Origin of the sequence: Companilactobacillus nodensis DSM 19682 = JCM 14932 = NBRC 107160 (assembly GCF_000615905.1) — a bacterium.
Lineage (GTDB): Bacteria > Bacillota > Bacilli > Lactobacillales > Lactobacillaceae > Companilactobacillus > Companilactobacillus nodensis.
In genome coordinates, this window is record NZ_BAMN01000024.1 from 14258 (window position 1) to 31289 (window position 17032).

The following is a 17032-nucleotide window of genomic DNA, read 5'->3' on the forward strand; positions in this document are numbered from 1 at the left end:
CCGTTCCTATAAAACTATCACTGCTGGCTCATCACTTTCGCCCTGCGTCTAATCTGTGTTTAGTATAGTGAGTTTAAACCTTTAAAAGAGAAATATGAGCTGGAGGTTCGAGACCGTGGCTCGAGCCGGTCCCCCACGGCAGGTAAAACATTTCGGAACCGTAAGCGGCAGCAAATCAGATAGGCTCTAATTAGGCAGTTGTACGCCGGTAATCTTTGCTAGTTGATTCAATAATTGTTGTTGTAAAGAAGTATCATCAGCACGAGAATCATACTGGCTTGGTTTTGAATGATAAAAATATTGTCCTGTGATTGAAGAATTCGCAGTACTTGCTAGCCAAACTTGTCCAGCATATCCTTGTTCCAAGTCATCATTAGCATTTTGACCACCCATTTTGGTTGGTACCCAGCCGGGATCAATAGCATTAGTTGAAACATTTGGCCATAATCTGGCCATTGCTTTTGATAGCATCAAGACTTGAAGTTTTGATGAAGAATATCCAGTGGTTGTTTCAAGATGATTGAGGTCTAATGAACTACCTTTATGCATACCTGAAGAAATATAGACAAGACGTTTGGGACGCTTAACTAGAGCTGTTAGAAGATAAGGAGCGACCACATTTATTTGAAAAATCAATTGTGAACTTCCTGAAGCTATACCAGCATTATGAATGATAGTGTCAAAAGGACTATTATTGTTAATTTGCTCGGCTAAATCTTCAACCTCTGACTTATTTGAGAGATTGCCAATCAGTATTTTAGAATTTGGTAATTCTTGATGTACATCATCGGCTCTTTTTTGATTGCGAGCATGTAGAACAACCTCATTGCCCATTGAAATAAGCTTTTTTGCGGCCAATAATCCTAGGCCATCAGTTGAGCCAGTAATAAATATTTTTGACATATTAATATACCTTCTTATCAGATATTATCTCTTAAAACTTGTATTCTTTAATTTTCAGCGTGAACATCATATGCAGATAACAACATATCTTGAACGCCGGGAGCATCTGGATCATGTTGACCTTTGTTCTTATCAAGTGCCTTGATTTGTTCCATCTCGTCATTAGTTAGTTCGAAGTTGAAGATATCCAAGTTACTCTTGATACGACTAGCGTGGACTGACTTAGGGAAGACAACTGCATCATCTTGATTTTCGAAACGTAGGATGATTTGTCCAATATCTTTGTTGTACTTCTCAGCCAATTTGGCGAGCACTGGGTCATGCATTAATTCTTGATTACCTTGACCTAGTGATGCCCAAGCTTCCAATTTAACGTTATTATTATCTAATATTTTTCGTAATTCTTTTTGTTGGAAGTAAGGATTGAATTCAACTTGATTAACTGATGGCATAATTGAGAATTGTGGTACAAAGTTGTTCCAAATCTTAGGAGTCATATTTGAAACACCAATAGATTTGATTTTACCATCTTTCTTAGCTTCTTCCATAGCACGCCAAGCACCAGGAACATCACCATATGGTTGGTGAATCAAGTATAAGTCGATGTAATCTAGTCCCAATTTTTGGAGTGATACATCAATAGCCTTCTTGGCAGCTTCGTAGCCGAAGTCTTGTAACCAGAGTTTACTTGTGACCCAAATCTGGTCGCGAGGGATGTCACTATCATTAATGGCGTTACCAACTTCGCCTTCGTTGAAGTAAGCCACGGCTGTATCGATGTGACGATAGCCAAACTCTAGGGCTTCTTTAACTGCCTTGTATGTAGAACCGTCATTAGGAATTTGGTAAGTTCCGAATCCAATTGCTGGAATTTCATTTCCATCATTTAATTTAATTGTAGGAATAGTTGTCATATTTGTTCACACCTGCTCTTTTCTTGATGAATCTACTATAAGTCCAAAGTTAAAGTTTGAAAATTACCAAATAATTATGCTAGTATACGATTGATGTATACTGGAGGCGCAAGAATGTTAGATAATTATTTGCTGGAAGAGTTAGTTGTATTCTCCAAAACTGGAACTCTGGCTTTAGCTGCGGAACAACTTCATGTAACTCAACCAACTGTTACTAGAGGAATGAAAAAATTAGAGTCCGAATTGGGAACTCATTTATTTGACCGCCAACCGAATCGAATTACTTTGACAGAAACTGGTAAGTTGGCAGTGAAAGAAGCCGAAAAATTAATTAGTGCTAATAAAGAAGCTATTGAAAGAATTCAAAACTTTGATCGTAGCCAGCGGGTGATGCGATTTGGTTCAACCTTGCCAGGACCAATTATTGTATTGAATTACTTAAAAAAAGATTTACCAGGTAATATTAAAATTAAGGAGAATCAGCTGAAGCCTGATTCAATCACAACCAGATTGAATAGGGGTGAGTACACATTGATTCTGTCCAATCAAAATTTGTCCAGCACAACCATTGAGTCGCAGTATATAGGTATAGAACAGTTAGCCATTAACCTAAATAAATCTATGGAGCAAGCAAATCAGCCGACAACTAAGTTTGCGAATCTTAAAGACTTGAGTTTCTTAGTTCCTGCCAATGTTGGTTTGTGGAGAAATATAATTCAGCAGTCGATCCCCAATGCGAAGTTTTTCTATCAAGAACAACACAGCGCTCTATCGGAGATTATCAAGTATGCAGACTTTCCGTATTTCACTACGAATGTATCGCCGCTAGATACAGTGGGTGATGCACCGGTTAGAAATGGCAGTATCAGTCAGATTCCAATTATTGATGGCAATGCCAAAATGAATATTTATGTTAATTATCTAAGTGTTGAAAAAAATCGAGTGAAAAATATCATTGATCAGTTGCTGTCAGTTTGGCCTGATGATTTTAGTCATTAATGCAAATAAATACCCCAGGACAATTTGTCTTGGGGTGTTTTGCATTTGTATTTCCGACTTCAGTTGAAAGTGATGAGCCTGCTGTGGGACCGACTTCAGCCTAAGGGCGGTCTGAAGTCTCGCTTTTGAACTCTGCATAAACCGCAGATTTCAAAAGACGTCCAGTTTTATAAGAACGGTAGACCACCATTCCTATAAAACTATCACTGCTGGTTCATCACTTTCGCCCTGCGTCTAATCTGTATTTAGTAATTATAAATTTTTGATCAAGAATTATGTTAGCTGGAGGTGGAGAGATGTTTTACCAGCCGTGAGTGTGGCGGAACGCCACAGGACGAGCTTTGAAATTTGCGAACTATGCAAAGTTCAAAGTCGAGGTTCGAGACCGTGGCTCGAACCGGTCCCCACGGCAGGTAAAGCATCTCGAAACCGGAAGCGGCAATAGAAACGCTACTTCTCAGGATCAATCAAAGAATTGTCGTTAGTTCCAAACCACTTCTGATTGATTTTTTGTAGCTCGCCATCATTAGCAAGTTGTTGCAAAGCAGAATCAATCTTGCGTTTCAAAGTCTTGTCACCCTTACGCATACCAACGGCGAAATCTTCACCGTCAAAACCACCCACGGTAGTTTGATAAGAAGCAGGATCTTTTTCGTGTTGAATGTAGTATCCGGAATAAACACTATCGATCAGCATTCCTTGAATACGACCAGCGTCAAGATCCATGAAGGCATTGTTGAAGGAATCATACATAACCGGTGTCTTATCCTTGATGTAATTCTTCAACATAGCAGGTTTTTCGTCCAACAAACTGGCACCAGAAGAACTGGTTTGAACACCGAGTGTCTTATTCTTCATACCAGCAAAGCTATTGATACCTTCACTTTTCTTAGTTACCAACACTTGTCTGTTAGCCATGTAGGGACGTGAGAAGGCAATTTGTTTGAGACGTTCAGGTGTAATTGTATAACCATTCCAGATTAGATCGATCGTACGATTACGCAATTCGGTTTCTTTCATATTCCAGTCGATAGGTTGGAAGTCGGCCTTGATACCATATTGTTTGAAGACGGCCTTGGCTAAGTCGATATCGTAACCGACTAACTTACCATTTTTCTCACGAAATCCCATGGGCACGAAAGTATCGTCGAGTCCGATAATGACACGTTTACGTTTTTTGATGGCTGCCCAAGTATCAGCGGTGTTAGCTTCTTGAGCAACTGACTTTTTATCCCCGCAACTACTCAAGCTAAGCGCCATGACTGCAACAGCCAAGAGGGTAACTAGTTTAATGATTTTTTGCTTCATAATATTGATCCCCCTTTGATTATTTATTAGCGATTGGTTTAACTTCGAGCAATTGGTCAGCAATTTTCTTGGCAAATTCAGGATCATGGGTAATGACGATTTGGGTGATGCCGGTCTTCTTCAAGTTGAGGATAACTTCAGCAACGGCGTCACGAAGACTTGGATCAAGAGCTGAGGTTGGCTCGTCGTAACAAAGAATCTTAGGCTGCATTGCCAAAGCACGGGCAATAGCAACACGTTGCTTTTGACCACCAGATAATTCGAATGGATATTGTTTAGCTAGATCAGTTAACTCTAGTTGTGCAAGAATCTTTTCAGCATTTTGTTTAGCTGCTTGTTTGTCTTGTTTTAAAACCATCATGGGAGCAAGTGTGATGTTTTCAAGAACTGATAAGTGGGGGAAGAGGTTGAAGTCTTGGAAGACGACGCCAACGACGCGTTCCTTGGCTGATTCATCAGCAGGATCGAATGGTTGGTCATTTAATAGGAAAGAACCTGAATCAACTGTTTCGAGTCCAGCAATACAACGTAGTAGGGTTGTCTTACCAGCACCGGAAGGTCCAACGATACTTAAGATTGAATTGTCTTGAACCTCGAGATTGAGATTATCCAAAATTGTTTTTCCATCAAAACTCTTAGTAATATTTTTAAGTTTAAGCATATGTTTTTCTCCTCCGAAACGAGTTGTAGAAATCAAATGTCTCCGCCTATTTAGGATATGCTCAACATTTGTCGATTTCTTCCACTCTCTATTTAATCTTTATAATAACTAAAGCGTTTTTCGAGTAAGCGTAGTCCCCATGTACATACCAATGTGAGTAGTAAGTAGATAACACCAACTAACACAAGCGGTACAAGGGTGACATCACGTGAACTGGCAATGTTACCGGCACGAAGCAAGTCGCCTAATCCGATTACGTATACCAATGATGAATCCTTAACCAAGTTGATCACTTCGTTACCGATTGAAGGTAGGACGATTTTGACAACTTGTGGTACAACGATTTTTCTAATTGTTTGGAAATAACTGAGTCCTAATACTTTGGCACCTTCGAATTGTCCATCACTGATGGCACCGAAGCCACCACGGAAGATTTCTGCGAAGTAAGCTGTGTAGTTCAAGATGAAGGCGAATAGTGCTGCGTCATATCTTTCAAAAACGATATGTGCAAATGGCATGTTTGGCAAACCATAGAAGACGAATATCAACTGCAGTAGCAATGGAGTTCCACGCATGACCCAGATATAAAATGAAATTAGCCAACTCAATGGTTTGAACTTGGAGTTTCTACCTAACGAAACCAAGATTCCTAATGGAAGAGAACAGATCAGAGTCCAAAAGAAAATCTTCAATGTCATAACAGTACCGCTCAAGAGCGATGGTAAGATTTCAAAAATATAATTCATAGTATTTCCTCCCCAGTATATAAACGAGATACAAAAAAATCCCCTTAGCAAAAATTGCTAAGAGGACGACTTGTCGTGGTTCCACCTCTGATTCGTTAGTACCTTGCGATACTAACCTCAGGAAGTTATGTAATTGTGATATAAAAAAGCCCTCTTAGCCAAAAGACTAAGAGGGCGAATTTCGCGGTACCACCTCTGATTTCTAATACCTCACGATATTAGACTCAACAAGTTATTACATAACTTCAGTGGTAACGGGACTACCGAAATAACTTACTATGACTTCAGTTATTCAACTTACAGATGTGTTTCATTCACAAAGTGGATTGACTTGCACCACCGTCAACTCTCTGAACCAACTTAACGAATTACTCTTCTGTCGTCGTTTTTGTACGTGTTTAAATGTTGAAACAATAATATAGCCAAAATTATTGATTGTCAAGAATTAATTTGTGAAATGTAGTTGACTTGGGTTATAGAGTACGCTATATTATTTGTGCAATGATATTATACGTCGTATAGTATTGATAGTTCGTATAGTATTAGGAAATGAGGAGATAATATGGCAATTCAAGTGTCAACCGAGATTCTCGAAGGATCGGTCCTGTCCTTGTTAACTCGAGAGGATTACTACGGATATGCGATTACTAGGGAAGTACAGAAGGTATTTCCTATCTCAGAATCGACCATGTATCCAATTCTCAGGCGGTTAAAAAAAGAAGGCTGGTTGGAAACATATGATCAAGCCTATGAGGGGCGCAATCGCCGTTACTACAAAATCACTGAATTAGGAACGGGAGAATTAACTAGGATCCGTGAAAATTGGAAAGAATTAAAAGAAGCCACGGATGCTATTTTGGAGGGAAACGATGGAAACTAAAGCTGTTGAGTCATACATCAATGAGTTCGAAGTTTATCTAAGTCAATTGGATGAAGACGAACGTAAAGATGTTTTAGAGTTTTATCGAGAATTTATTATTGATGCTAACTTGGATACTTCGGATAAGATTATCAATGAATTGGGGACACCGAAGCATTTGGCCAGAAAAGTCTTAACTGATTATTCGATCAAGATGTCAGAAGAAGATTATCAAAATGTCAACGATGGTAACGTTCCGACTGAACAAAAGGCTAAGAAGAATGTTCGTATGATCTGGCTGATCATCTTGGGATTGTTCGCAACGCCAGTTGCCATTCCGGTTGCCATTGCTTTGATACTAATGTTGGTGTTAGTCGTTGGTATGGCAGTGTTTGGAGTCTTGTTGTTCGTCTTCTTAGTAGCATTGTCAGTGATCTTGGGAGTTGGATCAATATTTGTCGGTCTGTCGGTCATGATGCAATCCCTTGCCACAACGCTATTCTATGTTGGTGCTGGATTCTTGATCCTCGGTGTCGACTTCTTCTTGATTCCAATAATAATTGCCATCTTCAAGTGGGCGTTCCAGGTCGTAGTTATCTTCTTCCGTTGGGTCGGTAAGAAATTACTCTACGGTAGAAAAACACCAAGTAAGGGAGGACAAAAATAATGCGTAAATATTTTGTGATAGGATTATATTTAATCATCATTGGTGGTCTTCTCTTAGGTGGTGGACTAGTGATGGGTGCTGAGAAAACAGTGCTGTGGATCATGGATTCAAGATTTCTAGACAAATTGACAAAACCGAAACGGTTCCAAAGTTTAATAAAATCAAAGTGGATGATGATGCACATTCTGTCAATATTGAAACTGGCGATAGCTACAAGGTCCATGTTGTTGGTGATTTGCTTCGCAGTAGTGAATTCTATGTCTCAGATGGAACGTTACATATCACAAGTAATAAGTCTGGCAAGTACAGTGACATTGTTTCTGGCTATAAGAACCCAAGTATCACGATCACCGTACCGGCTAGTGTTACTTTGAAAGAATTGAATCTCAATATGAATCAATTAGGCATGGATGTTAATGGTGCCAAGATCGATAACTTAGTAATTGCTAACGGTTCAAATGGTAGTTTGAATTTTATCGAATCGCAGATTAAAAATGCCAAGAATATTGAGTTGGATTCCAGTTACTTAGAATTCCAACAAACTGATATTGAAAATTTTGAATTGAATGAATCGAATAATTCGAATCTAGAATTCATTGAATCTAATATCAAGAATTCCAAGTTCAAAGCTCGCAATATGGACTTGAGCATCAGTAAAGGAATTCTGGATAACTTAACAGTTGAATCGAGAAATGGAAGCACTAGAATCAGTCAATCGACGCTTCAAGGTAAAAATCTTTTTAAGATGAGAAGTGGTAGTTTCTCAGCTAATGGAACGAATGTTGATGGTTTGGACTTATCGACCGCTAATGGAAATATTAGCTATTATGGTAATGCTCAAGGTAAGAGTTATCAGCATGATATTGATTCGGAGAATCTTCTGAAGGTACAGACAACTAATGGTTCAATCCATGTAGGTGGTAACGAGTAGTAACTCAGTAACGATATGTTATAATATTCGGTACTGTGAGGGATTTTAATGAATAACAATAATCGTGTTACTTCCTTAGAAATCAGGAGGATGGCACACAAAACATTTTTCAAAGATATCAAAGGTAACATTGCCTTAAATATTTTTCCGATCTTGATGCGATTGATTGCAATGTACTTCGGGACACGAATCTATAATTCATGGTTGGCACAACTTGGTGTCAGCATGAATAATCCTGAAGAAGCTAGCAAGAAGTTGACAGCAATTACGCAACAGATGGCAACTGATCCTAGTACCGCTACGAAGTACGCATTGAGTTTGACACCTGGTAGTAATGTGGTGGTTTATGCATTCTTGATCTTCTTCGTACTAGTCTGTGCTGGTGTCGGCTATGCAATGGTTGATAAAATGCGCAATCCTGACTATGAGATCAATGCATTCAAGGATAGCTTGCAGATCTTCGGTAATCGCTACTTCTTCCCAACACTGTTCATCACGGTGTTGTTAGGGATATTCGTTGAAGCCGGGTTATCATTCTATCTGATTCCTGGTATCTGGTTCTTTCTAATGTTCAGTCAGAGTTTTTACGTGCTCAAAGACGACGTTGATAAGACTGGTAAGTGGTCACTTCGTATGGCATTTGCCAGTTTTGGACGAAGTGCTCGTGTGATCCGTGGTCACAAGACAACGTTATTGTTCATCTGTATTGAGTTCTTCTTATGGGAGATCATCAACCTGATGACGCACGAAATTTTGTCGATCTGGTTGCATCCATATGAACAATTAACTTTGGCCGCATTCTACACTAAGATTTCAGAATTAGATAAGGCAGAGAGTGATCAAAAAGCTGCTTAATAGAAAATGATTTTGATGGAAATGTACATCGAAAGATGTGCATTTTTTTTGTCTAAAAATATTTTTTTAAATAGGTATTGACTATGTCATGATAACTAACTAAAGTATCTTTAACACTGCTTTCAATTGAGTTAAAATAAAAATAGGTATAAGTATTTTTATAAAGTAAATAATTGAGGATAATTAACAAGTTTAAAGGGGGGATAACATTATGAAATTGCGTAAAATGTTACTGATTGGTGCTGTTGCACTAGGGATGGCTGGTTCGGCAGCTTTGATAGAACCTGCAATGAATGTTGATGCTAGTTCTAATGTCGCTATTGATGGTGATTTCTCGGATTGGCAAGGTGTTGATCTAACTGATGGTAATAATGGTTCTATGGCTATGAAGAGTGATGGTCAATATGTTGATGTCTACGTTAAAATGAAGAACGGCCAAGTGCCAGGCTATGGTGACTATAACTTTACTATTAATAATAAGACTTACTATGTTTCATCGAAGAATATTCCTAGTAATGTCGATGCTGGTGACGCTAAGCAAGTTACTTTTAATGGTGGCGATTGGAATGAGGGAGATCAATATGGTCAAGTCGCTACTGGATATGTTTCCAATGTTGACGGTAGTAATGTAGCTGAATTCAGAGTTGATCTAAGTAAATTTAACCTTCCTGATTCAGCAGTAGGGCAAAAGGTTTCAATGTCTAACCCAAACGTTGGTGGTGATTCTGTCAGCACAACAGTTGATGCTGTTAATGGTGATACTTCTAATGCTGGAGTTATTACCGATAAAGGTGATACAAATTCTAAAGGTGACACACCTACTGATGCAAATGCAGATAACACAAATGATAATTTGAATATCAATATTGATGGTAAGTATCAAGACTGGAAGAATATGAAGTTGAGTGAAGGCTATAACGGCTATACAGCTATGGTCAGTGATGGCAATTACGTTTATGTATATGTCAAAATGAAGTATGGTAACTTCCCAGGTTATGGTGATTACAACTTTGATATTGGTGGAAAGAAAGTTTATGTTTGGTCAAGTGAGGACACTAATGTAGCTTCAGGACAAACTAAGACAATTTCATTCACTGGTGGCGATTATAACGAAGGTCATCAATATGGCACGGTTGGTAATGGATATATTACTAATGATGGTAAAAATAATATTGGTGAGTTCAGAGTTGATCTAACTAAGTTCAAGATTTCGAATATGGCTGGTCAAACTATCACTATGTATAATCCTAATATCGGCGACGGCAGTAAAGTAACTGCTGCTGGCGGATCAACTGGTCCAATTCTGATTTCTGGAGTTGGTGTGTTGATTGCCGGATTTGGTTATATCAAGCTTAAAAAAGCTGGATATTTGAGTCGTAAAGAGTCAGATATTTCAGGTAAGTAATTTAATAAATTAAATAATAGGACTGATGTTAAATGAACGTATACATACTACTTGGAATTGTAGTGTGGCTGTACATGTTGTCAGTACTAAAGCGAGCCCAGCTATCTGCTTTCTTTTTCATTGTCGGCAGTGCTGGACTTTTCTTTATCCTCACAGCAATCAGCCAGCCATACTGGGTCTGGTTTTTTACCCATGCTGTAATTCACGGTGTCGACTTGTTCAGTCACATAACTAGTTGGAGTACGGTCATGTTAAAAACGGGATTAGTGTACATAACTAATGGTAATAATCCTGTCGTTATGTCAATTGATTATGAATGCTCAGGAATTATTGAAACGTGTGCGTTTGTTTCTTTGGTTGTATTTTTTCCAATGTATGAACGTAAAGAAAAAGTGTTTTACGCTGTCTTTGGATTGATCTTTATTTATTTGAGTAACGTTTTGCGACTAATTGTCGTTATTACTATTGTTCATTTTGCTGGTGGACAAGCATTCTTCTTGGCTCACTCAGTCATTGGACGATTGGTATTCTACGTATTAGTAATCGCGCTATATTACAACGTCTTCACATATTCCCAGCTTGCACGTGGGATTTATCGAGAATTTATAGATTGGAGGGAGCATGAGGATTGATGTACTGGATTAATTTGGCGCTAACCAGAATGGGATTCTGGATTACTTGGGCACTTATTCCAATCGTTGTTGAAATAATTCCGGCACTTATTTCAACGGCTAAGTTGATGTATATGCACTCAAAAGAAAAAAAGCCAACGCCACCAGGTAAATGGCCTTATGTTTCGATAATTGTTCCGGTTTATAATTCTGAGGATACGTTATTTGATTGTATTCGTTCAATTAATGATCAAACTTATCCTAAGGATTCGATGCAGATAATTTTGGCTAATAATCAAAGTACCGATGACAGCTTTGGCGCATATGCCAAAGCACAGAATACTTTCCCAGAGTTGATATTGCGTTATGTTAATACAGATAATGGCAAAGCAAAAGCCTTGAATACGGCGATTTATGAGAGTATTGGAACCTATATTATCAATATTGATAGTGACGGTGTATTGGAATCTCATGCTGTTGAAAACATGGTTTTGAGATTCGAAAATGATTTAAGTATTGCCGCTATGACAGGGGCAATTTTACCTAAGGAAGAATTGGTTCAAGGTGTTAAAGGTTTTTGGCATCGTGTGTTGGCTAAGAATGAATATTATGAATATGCTCAAGCTTTTTTGTCGGGGCGTACGATTGAGTCATCTCGTGATCAGTTATTTACAATGTCAGGTGCCTTCTCTGCTTTTAGGCGAGAGGTATTAATGGAAACATTTCTATACGATATTGATACGATTGGTGAAGATACCGATATGACATTCCAGATTCGCACTCGTTTGGGTAAAAAGGTTGTTATTTGTGCCGATGCAATTTTTTATGTTGAACCAATATCAGGATTCTCAGAATTGTACACACAACGTCAACGATGGCAGCGTGGTGAAATGGAAGTTACACATAATTACATGTCACAGACAGCGGGATTAAATCGTTTTTTTAAGAACTTTTTAATTAGAAGAATGATAATCGATCATACTTTTAGTTTTCCGAGAATGATTTGGTTCTTTGCCAGTTTTGTGCTAATAGCATTTGGTTATTCAGCCACAATCATGTTGTTATCTTATTTATTGATATATGCTCTATACGTGTTTGTTGGGATTATCAATTATCTTAGCGTGGGAGCTTTACTGCGGAAGTATCCGGAAGAACGTAAGTATTATTTACATCTTTGGTGGGTGACATTAACGTTGCCGATATACATGTTTGTGTGTTCATGGATACGCTTGATTGGTATTGTTAATGGGATGACGACCAAAGCCTCATGGAAGTTACGCGGAATAAATACAGAAATGAATCAATTGAAGAATGTTGTCAAAGACGACGTGAAAACGGTTCGCGAACAGCGTCGTAAGGATAAGGAAGGAAAATAATTCATGGAGAAACAACGATCATACAAAATTAAGTCGTACGTTAATGCTAGTCATGCAGTTCGTTGGAAGTCAGGTACTGGTAAGAAACATAATCATACTTGGGAAATAACTTGTGAATTGCACGCCTTTGAGGGTATGGTTTCTTTCTTTGATATCGAAAAATCTTTGCATAGAGCAATTGATGCTTTATCTGGTAAATACTTGAATGACTTGCCAGAATTTAAGACAGTCAATCCCACGGTTGAAAATGTCACTGAGTATCTCTTCGATGAGATTGATTCTATTTTACGTGCTAATGGTGCGATGTTGATGAGAATAGAGGTAAGTGATTCTCCAACACGTGCTTATTGTATTGATGTCACAGAACGTCAATTGCCTACTGAGGCAGAGATTAAATCAGAACAAAATAAACAGGATGAATCAGATGCATAAATTTTATAACTTTAGTCATACAGTAATAAATATTTTTTGGAGGGTCTTATTCTTTTTGACCCTCTTTTTTGCATTGATATCGCCCAATATTATTATTGGGGATAACGATACTTTTGGTACCAGTACCACGATGGTGACGACTGGTTTAGTGATTGCTATTATCGTGATATTCGTTATGAACTATGCTTATCCATGGGCACATAAGTTTTTGTATGATGTTTTTATCACTCATCGAATATTGACTGGTAGTTTGATGTTACTAGTGATTTTGGTGGGTCAAATTTTCTTTGTAACATATGTTCATCCGGTCGCTGGTTTCGATGCCGGAGCTTTGCATTATGCAGCCATAAGTGCAGAGAATGCCAAGGAACCTAATATGACGGCTTACTATAGCTTGTACCCTAATAACTTACTGACAACGTTATTCATGCATTGGCTAACTGAAATCAGTGGGCAAACATCTTGGCAGTTTTTTGATTACGTAACTTTGTTCTTGGTTGATTTGTCAGCGTCATTTAACTTACTCAGTGTGTATGTGGTTCAGAGACGCTCTTTAGGAGTTGCAATTTATATTCATTGTGCTTGGTTGGCAGTTTTCCCAAGTATTATCATGCCTTACACGGATGCATGGGTACTTCCATTTGTCTCACTGTTTTTACTATTTTATTTCATCATGCGTAAGGCAGTTACCTCCAGCACGATTATGTCTCAAGTAGCGCTGATTTTATCATCACTTGGATTCGGTATTAGCGTTGTATTGACATACTTTGTCAAACCGTCGGCTATTGTACCGGTCATTGCAATTGTTATTGTTGAATTACTATCGTGGTTAATTAGAAAGAAGCATTTTACTATGCGGCAAGTTATTTTAACTTTGACAATGTTGATCATGGTTGGAGGCAGTGCAGGTATGACATATATGCTTGCAAATGAAAAAAGTCGCAATCAAACATATCTTAAAATTGATAGGTCGCGTGCAATTCCACCAATTCATTTCATGGCAATGGGTGTATATGGTGAAGGTGGATATGACACTGAACAAGCAGTTGAAATGTCTGTTCTACAAACTAAAAAAGAAAAAACCGATTATTCAGTTAAGATGTTAACTAAACGATTGAAAAAATTGGGTGCTTTAGGTTATTTGAAGTTCTTGGTAATGAAACAGCGTAATAACACTGCGGATGGAACTTTTGCTTGGTTGAAGGAAGGACACTTTTTCCGAGAAAACCAAAAGCCAAATAATAAAGGTATCAGTAATAAAATAAAGAACTACGTTTTTCTATACGGACGTCACATCGCAGACTTTCGATTTGCAGCTCAATTATGGTGGATAACGTTGTTAGTAATTATTGCTTTAGGATTTGGTCCTCGTAGTGATTTGATCCAAATCCTCAGACTATCATTAGTCGGTGGATTCATGTTCCTATTACTATTTGAAGGTGGCCGTAGTCGTTATTTGATTCAATATTTACCTTGTATCTTGCTACTTGCAACAATATCATTTGAACGCGCAGTCGCCAATATCAAACATTTATTCGGTTGGTATGAGGTCAAAGTTGATGAAGCAGAAGCCGCAGATGAAAAAGTTTAGAAAATAAAAAAGTATCCAGTGATTGTGAAAACTGGATACTTTTTTTGGTAAGCGTTATCATAAATTCGTACAAAAAACTGGAGGTAGAGAGATGTCAGTATATAGTGAGAAGCTAGATCATATTCACAAGAACTACGGATTGCTTACAGAGAAGTCAGGCGAACCGGGTAAGGACTTTTTGAGCATGCATGTTTCTGCTCTAAAGGACGGAGCTTTGTCACACAAAGAGAAAGAATTAATGTGCCTCTGTGTTGCCATTTCGATTCGTTGTGAGGGATGTATTTTAGATCACTTGAGCAATGCCATCGATGCTGGGGCAACTAAGGATGAAATCACTGAGACAGTTAATACATCCTTAGTTATGAGCGGCGGTCCCGCCTATGTTTATGGTGGAACAGCTCTGGAAGCCATGGAGGAATTGTTTGATAAGAAAAAGGCAGATGACAAGTAATGTCTGATGATGTTGTAACTGAAATCAGTAAGATCAGTGCCGAATGGAAGCATAACGATGACATCAGGGATGCAGGTTTACCAACGGATCCAGAAGATGTGAAGCGTTATGATAATTTAACTTATGGACCTTATGGCGATGAGAATCTACTAGATATATATGTTCCCAAGAATGTTCAGGGAAAGATTCCAGTGATAATCAGTTGCCACGGCGGTGGTTTCTTCTATGGAACTAAAGAAACCTACCAAGCTACGGTATTTATTGGGCACAACAAGGATTTGCCTTTGTAAATTTCAATTATCGTTTAGCTCCTAAGACAGCTTTCCCAGGAGCCTTAGTGGATACAGATACTGTAATTCAATGGGTTGCAGCACACGGTGCTGACTATAATTTAGACTTGGACAAAGTCATATTGATTGGTGACAGTGCCGGAGGAACCTTGGCATTTCAATATATCACAGCTTATACACAGTCTGAATATCGCAATTTATTTGGCTTCAAGAAACCTAATCTCAATATTGTTGGTGTACTGATGAACTGTGGGGTCTATTTATTAGATCACAGCGGCAATATGAGCGGCGGTATGACGGCATACTTCACCAAAGAAGTTCAGCGTGATATGCAGGCTGAGTTATCTCCGGAAAACTATGTGGATAAAACTGTGCCACCATTAGCCATCGTGACGGCAAATCGTGATTTTGCACATGATCAATGAGTTAGAATGGATCAGTTCTTAATTGATCACGATATTGCTCATGAATTTCATATTTATGGTGATGATGAAAATATACGGACACATAATTTTGAATTGAATGTCCGTGATCAAGTCGCAATGGAATGTAATGCGGACGAGAAAGCATTCTTTGAAAGAGTTATAAAATAAAAAAAAGGTAGCCGTTAGGCTGCCTTTTTAGCGTTCTTCAACGAAAATATAATCAATGGCTTTTGCGCCAATGGTGAGTTTCGTTCCATCTTCTTTTTCCACAACGAGTGAGTTGTCGAATTTTTCGTGTTTGATAATAGTAATGATATCGTCGATATTGACGCTCAAACTACTGAAATACTGTAGGAAATCGTAGTTGTCTGAGATACGGACGATTTGAACTTTGTCCCCATCAGGAATCATACTTAATAACTTGTCGTCAGCGTCAGTTTCACCTTGACCATTGCCAGGGATGATACCACCATGTGGACAACGTTGGGGATGACCTAAGAAGTCGTTTAGGTGGTCCATCAGATCCTTATCTGATGAATGTTCAAGAGCGTCGGCATGATTGTGGACATTGTCGACCGGATAGTTGAGACATTGATTCAAGAATACTTCCCAGAGACGGTGAGTTTTGACCAATTTCTCTGAAATATGATTGCCCTTTGGTGTAAGGGTGATTTTGTTATAAGGCGAGTGTGTTAAGTAGCCGTCAGCTGCTAGGGAGTTGAGCATTTCAGTTACGGATGGAGCACTGACATCCATTATTTCCGCAATTCGCTTGTTAGTGACTTTTGTGAAGTCATAATTCAATTCATAGATAGTCTTGAGATAATTTTCTTTGTTAGGAGACAATTTTTTGACCTTTCGTTTAGACTAAAAAAATTATTAGTTATATTAACATTATAACGCATTTAATTAAAACTTGAGGACCGATAATGTTAAAATAAACAGTATATATAAGTGTGAGAGGGAGTATGCATATGAATTATTCCAAACGACGTTTTGATTGGTTTGGTTTTATTATTGGGTTGGTTTCACTGTACGCAGGATACTTGGTTATCTGGTATCCATTGAATAGTTTATCGACCGTCGCAACAATCTTTGGACTCTACGTTATTCTGCGTGGAATTTATCAATTATGGTTTGGTTCACAAATGACTAAGTTCTTGGGGGTACGTAGTGGATGGACCATTTTTGCGTCTATTTTAGATATTATTATTGGTATTATTTTTATCGCTAATTTACATGTTGGTGTAATGACGATTATTTATATGTTTGCCATCTGGTTCTTCGTTGATGCAGTTTTCCAATTGATAACATCAAGATTCTATCACTTCTTTGGTAAGAAGTATTATCTATTGATCGTTATTCTGGCGATCATTAATTTGGTATTTGCCATCGTATTGTTGTTTAACCCGGTACTCGCCGGAGGAATTATTGTTTTTCTACTATCATTTTTCTTCTTTGCCACAGGCGTTGCCGAAATAATCGAAGCATTTTAGTTTTAGATATTTCATCTATATTGTACCTTTGGTAAAATAATAGATGAAATTGCCGTCTTAGCTCAGATAGGTAGAGCATCACCATGGTAAGGTGGGGGTCGTCGGTTCAAAT

General features: G+C 38.2%; 21 protein-coding genes and 1 other annotated feature. Of the genes, 15 read left to right on the forward strand and 6 right to left on the reverse strand.

The features are described from left to right. Positions 1 to 186: 186 nt before the first annotated feature. Entirely contained in the window at positions 187 to 903 is a 717-nt protein-coding gene (locus tag JCM14932_RS12040) for an SDR family NAD(P)-dependent oxidoreductase (RefSeq protein WP_025025072.1), read from the reverse strand. A 47-nt stretch (positions 904 to 950) separates the two neighbouring features. Then, positions 951 to 1817, reverse strand: coding sequence for an aldo/keto reductase (locus tag JCM14932_RS12045; RefSeq protein ID WP_025025073.1), 867 nt, complete (start codon positions 1815 to 1817; stop codon positions 951 to 953). Between the two features lie 114 nt (positions 1818 to 1931). Here JCM14932_RS12045 and JCM14932_RS12050 point away from each other — a divergent pair, with 114 nt between their 5' ends. After that, on the forward strand, positions 1932 to 2816 hold the full coding sequence (locus JCM14932_RS12050; RefSeq protein WP_025025074.1) for a LysR family transcriptional regulator: 885 nt from the start codon (positions 1932 to 1934) through the stop codon (positions 2814 to 2816). 450 nt (positions 2817 to 3266) lie between these two features. Here the strand turns inward: JCM14932_RS12050 and JCM14932_RS12055 are convergent, their stop codons facing one another. From JCM14932_RS12055 to JCM14932_RS12065, 3 genes are all read right to left on the reverse strand, one after another. Further along, a complete protein-coding gene (locus tag JCM14932_RS12055) occupies positions 3267 to 4124 on the reverse strand; it encodes an amino acid ABC transporter substrate-binding protein (protein WP_025025075.1) in 858 nt (285 codons plus the stop codon). A gap of 19 nt (positions 4125 to 4143) precedes the next feature. Then, on the reverse strand, positions 4144 to 4785 hold the full coding sequence (locus tag JCM14932_RS12060) for an amino acid ABC transporter ATP-binding protein (RefSeq protein WP_025025076.1): 642 nt from the start codon (positions 4783 to 4785) through the stop codon (positions 4144 to 4146). A 92-nt stretch (positions 4786 to 4877) separates the two neighbouring features. Continuing rightward, positions 4878 to 5531 carry an amino acid ABC transporter permease gene (locus JCM14932_RS12065; protein WP_025025077.1) on the reverse strand — a complete coding sequence of 218 codons (654 nt, stop codon included), beginning with the start codon at positions 5529 to 5531 and terminating at the stop codon, positions 4878 to 4880. A gap of 167 nt (positions 5532 to 5698) precedes the next feature. Continuing rightward, positions 5699 to 5923, reverse strand: a binding site (T-box leader). A 170-nt stretch (positions 5924 to 6093) separates the two neighbouring features. Between JCM14932_RS12065 and JCM14932_RS12070 the strand changes: the two genes are divergently transcribed. From JCM14932_RS12070 to JCM14932_RS17290, 13 genes are all read left to right on the forward strand, one after another. Beyond that, positions 6094 to 6411, forward strand: a complete 318-nt coding sequence (locus JCM14932_RS12070) for a PadR family transcriptional regulator (protein WP_025025078.1) — start codon at positions 6094 to 6096, stop codon at positions 6409 to 6411. After that, positions 6401 to 7057 carry a DUF1700 domain-containing protein gene (locus JCM14932_RS12075; RefSeq protein ID WP_025025079.1) on the forward strand — a complete coding sequence of 219 codons (657 nt, stop codon included), beginning with the start codon at positions 6401 to 6403 and terminating at the stop codon, positions 7055 to 7057. Before JCM14932_RS12070 ends, JCM14932_RS12075 begins: the two co-directional genes overlap by 11 nt. A 94-nt stretch (positions 7058 to 7151) precedes the next feature. Then, complete coding sequence (locus JCM14932_RS12080; protein WP_025025080.1) at positions 7152 to 7988, forward strand: DUF4097 family beta strand repeat-containing protein; 837 nt, start codon at positions 7152 to 7154, stop codon at positions 7986 to 7988. A gap of 48 nt (positions 7989 to 8036) precedes the next feature. Then, positions 8037 to 8843, forward strand: a complete 807-nt coding sequence (locus JCM14932_RS12085) for a DUF975 family protein (protein ID WP_025025081.1) — start codon at positions 8037 to 8039, stop codon at positions 8841 to 8843. A gap of 211 nt (positions 8844 to 9054) precedes the next feature. Further along, entirely contained in the window at positions 9055 to 10248 is a 1194-nt protein-coding gene (locus JCM14932_RS12090) for a Firmicu-CTERM sorting domain-containing protein (RefSeq protein ID WP_034543384.1), read from the forward strand. A gap of 32 nt (positions 10249 to 10280) precedes the next feature. Then, positions 10281 to 10880, forward strand: coding sequence for an exosortase family protein XrtG (xrtG, locus tag JCM14932_RS12095; protein WP_025025083.1), 600 nt, complete (start codon positions 10281 to 10283; stop codon positions 10878 to 10880). Beyond that, positions 10880 to 12235 carry a TIGR03111 family XrtG-associated glycosyltransferase gene (locus tag JCM14932_RS12100; RefSeq protein WP_081776171.1) on the forward strand — a complete coding sequence of 452 codons (1356 nt, stop codon included), beginning with the start codon at positions 10880 to 10882 and terminating at the stop codon, positions 12233 to 12235. The genes xrtG and JCM14932_RS12100 overlap by 1 nt, the downstream gene beginning before the upstream one ends. A gap of 3 nt (positions 12236 to 12238) precedes the next feature. Further along, on the forward strand, positions 12239 to 12667 hold the full coding sequence (locus tag JCM14932_RS12105; protein ID WP_025025085.1) for a 6-carboxytetrahydropterin synthase: 429 nt from the start codon (positions 12239 to 12241) through the stop codon (positions 12665 to 12667). Beyond that, entirely contained in the window at positions 12660 to 14258 is a 1599-nt protein-coding gene (locus JCM14932_RS12110) for a TIGR03766 family XrtG-associated glycosyltransferase (protein WP_025025086.1), read from the forward strand. Before JCM14932_RS12105 ends, JCM14932_RS12110 begins: the two co-directional genes overlap by 8 nt. 91 nt (positions 14259 to 14349) lie before the next feature. Continuing rightward, positions 14350 to 14709 carry a carboxymuconolactone decarboxylase family protein gene (locus JCM14932_RS12115; RefSeq protein ID WP_025025087.1) on the forward strand — a complete coding sequence of 120 codons (360 nt, stop codon included), beginning with the start codon at positions 14350 to 14352 and terminating at the stop codon, positions 14707 to 14709. Next, positions 14709 to 14999 carry a carboxylesterase family protein gene (locus tag JCM14932_RS17280; RefSeq protein ID WP_051528133.1) on the forward strand — a complete coding sequence of 97 codons (291 nt, stop codon included), beginning with the start codon at positions 14709 to 14711 and terminating at the stop codon, positions 14997 to 14999. Before JCM14932_RS12115 ends, JCM14932_RS17280 begins: the two co-directional genes overlap by 1 nt. Then, on the forward strand, positions 14966 to 15424 hold the full coding sequence (locus JCM14932_RS17285) for an alpha/beta hydrolase (protein ID WP_235700603.1): 459 nt from the start codon (positions 14966 to 14968) through the stop codon (positions 15422 to 15424). The genes JCM14932_RS17280 and JCM14932_RS17285 overlap by 34 nt, the downstream gene beginning before the upstream one ends. Before the next feature lie 6 nt (positions 15425 to 15430). Next, the gene (locus JCM14932_RS17290; protein WP_235700602.1) at positions 15431 to 15592 is read left to right on the forward strand and encodes a hypothetical protein; all 162 of its coding nucleotides are present in this window, start codon (positions 15431 to 15433) and stop codon (positions 15590 to 15592) included. A gap of 27 nt (positions 15593 to 15619) precedes the next feature. On the opposite strand, the gene JCM14932_RS12125 is transcribed toward JCM14932_RS17290, so the two are convergent. After that, positions 15620 to 16270, reverse strand: a complete 651-nt coding sequence (locus JCM14932_RS12125; RefSeq protein ID WP_025025088.1) for a metal-dependent transcriptional regulator — start codon at positions 16268 to 16270, stop codon at positions 15620 to 15622. Between the two features lie 128 nt (positions 16271 to 16398). Between JCM14932_RS12125 and JCM14932_RS12130 the strand changes: the two genes are divergently transcribed. Further along, a complete protein-coding gene (locus JCM14932_RS12130; protein WP_025025089.1) occupies positions 16399 to 16920 on the forward strand; it encodes an HdeD family acid-resistance protein in 522 nt (173 codons plus the stop codon). The last annotated feature ends 112 nt before the right edge of the window (positions 16921 to 17032 follow it).

What these genes read in the sequence shown, in the direction of transcription:
- JCM14932_RS12040 (WP_025025072.1), bottom strand. Translation starts at nt 903, where the DNA reads ATGTCAAAAATATTTATTACTGGCTCAACTGATGGCCTAGGATTATTG.
- JCM14932_RS12045 (WP_025025073.1), bottom strand. Translation starts at nt 1,817, where the DNA reads ATGACAACTATTCCTACAATTAAATTAAATGATGGAAATGAAATTCCA.
- JCM14932_RS12050 (WP_025025074.1), top strand. Translation starts at nt 1,932, where the DNA reads ATGTTAGATAATTATTTGCTGGAAGAGTTAGTTGTATTCTCCAAAACT.
- JCM14932_RS12055 (WP_025025075.1), bottom strand. Translation starts at nt 4,124, where the DNA reads ATGAAGCAAAAAATCATTAAACTAGTTACCCTCTTGGCTGTTGCAGTC.
- JCM14932_RS12060 (WP_025025076.1), bottom strand. Translation starts at nt 4,785, where the DNA reads ATGCTTAAACTTAAAAATATTACTAAGAGTTTTGATGGAAAAACAATT.
- JCM14932_RS12065 (WP_025025077.1), bottom strand. Translation starts at nt 5,531, where the DNA reads ATGAATTATATTTTTGAAATCTTACCATCGCTCTTGAGCGGTACTGTT.
- JCM14932_RS12070 (WP_025025078.1), top strand. Translation starts at nt 6,094, where the DNA reads ATGGCAATTCAAGTGTCAACCGAGATTCTCGAAGGATCGGTCCTGTCC.
- JCM14932_RS12075 (WP_025025079.1), top strand. Translation starts at nt 6,401, where the DNA reads ATGGAAACTAAAGCTGTTGAGTCATACATCAATGAGTTCGAAGTTTAT.
- JCM14932_RS12085 (WP_025025081.1), top strand. Translation starts at nt 8,037, where the DNA reads ATGAATAACAATAATCGTGTTACTTCCTTAGAAATCAGGAGGATGGCA.
- JCM14932_RS12090 (WP_034543384.1), top strand. Translation starts at nt 9,055, where the DNA reads ATGAAATTGCGTAAAATGTTACTGATTGGTGCTGTTGCACTAGGGATG.
- xrtG (WP_025025083.1), top strand. Translation starts at nt 10,281, where the DNA reads ATGAACGTATACATACTACTTGGAATTGTAGTGTGGCTGTACATGTTG.
- JCM14932_RS12100 (WP_081776171.1), top strand. Translation starts at nt 10,880, where the DNA reads ATGTACTGGATTAATTTGGCGCTAACCAGAATGGGATTCTGGATTACT.
- JCM14932_RS12105 (WP_025025085.1), top strand. Translation starts at nt 12,239, where the DNA reads ATGGAGAAACAACGATCATACAAAATTAAGTCGTACGTTAATGCTAGT.
- JCM14932_RS12110 (WP_025025086.1), top strand. Translation starts at nt 12,660, where the DNA reads ATGCATAAATTTTATAACTTTAGTCATACAGTAATAAATATTTTTTGG.
- JCM14932_RS12115 (WP_025025087.1), top strand. Translation starts at nt 14,350, where the DNA reads ATGTCAGTATATAGTGAGAAGCTAGATCATATTCACAAGAACTACGGA.
- JCM14932_RS17280 (WP_051528133.1), top strand. Translation starts at nt 14,709, where the DNA reads ATGTCTGATGATGTTGTAACTGAAATCAGTAAGATCAGTGCCGAATGG.
- JCM14932_RS17290 (WP_235700602.1), top strand. Translation starts at nt 15,431, where the DNA reads ATGGATCAGTTCTTAATTGATCACGATATTGCTCATGAATTTCATATT.
- JCM14932_RS12130 (WP_025025089.1), top strand. Translation starts at nt 16,399, where the DNA reads ATGAATTATTCCAAACGACGTTTTGATTGGTTTGGTTTTATTATTGGG.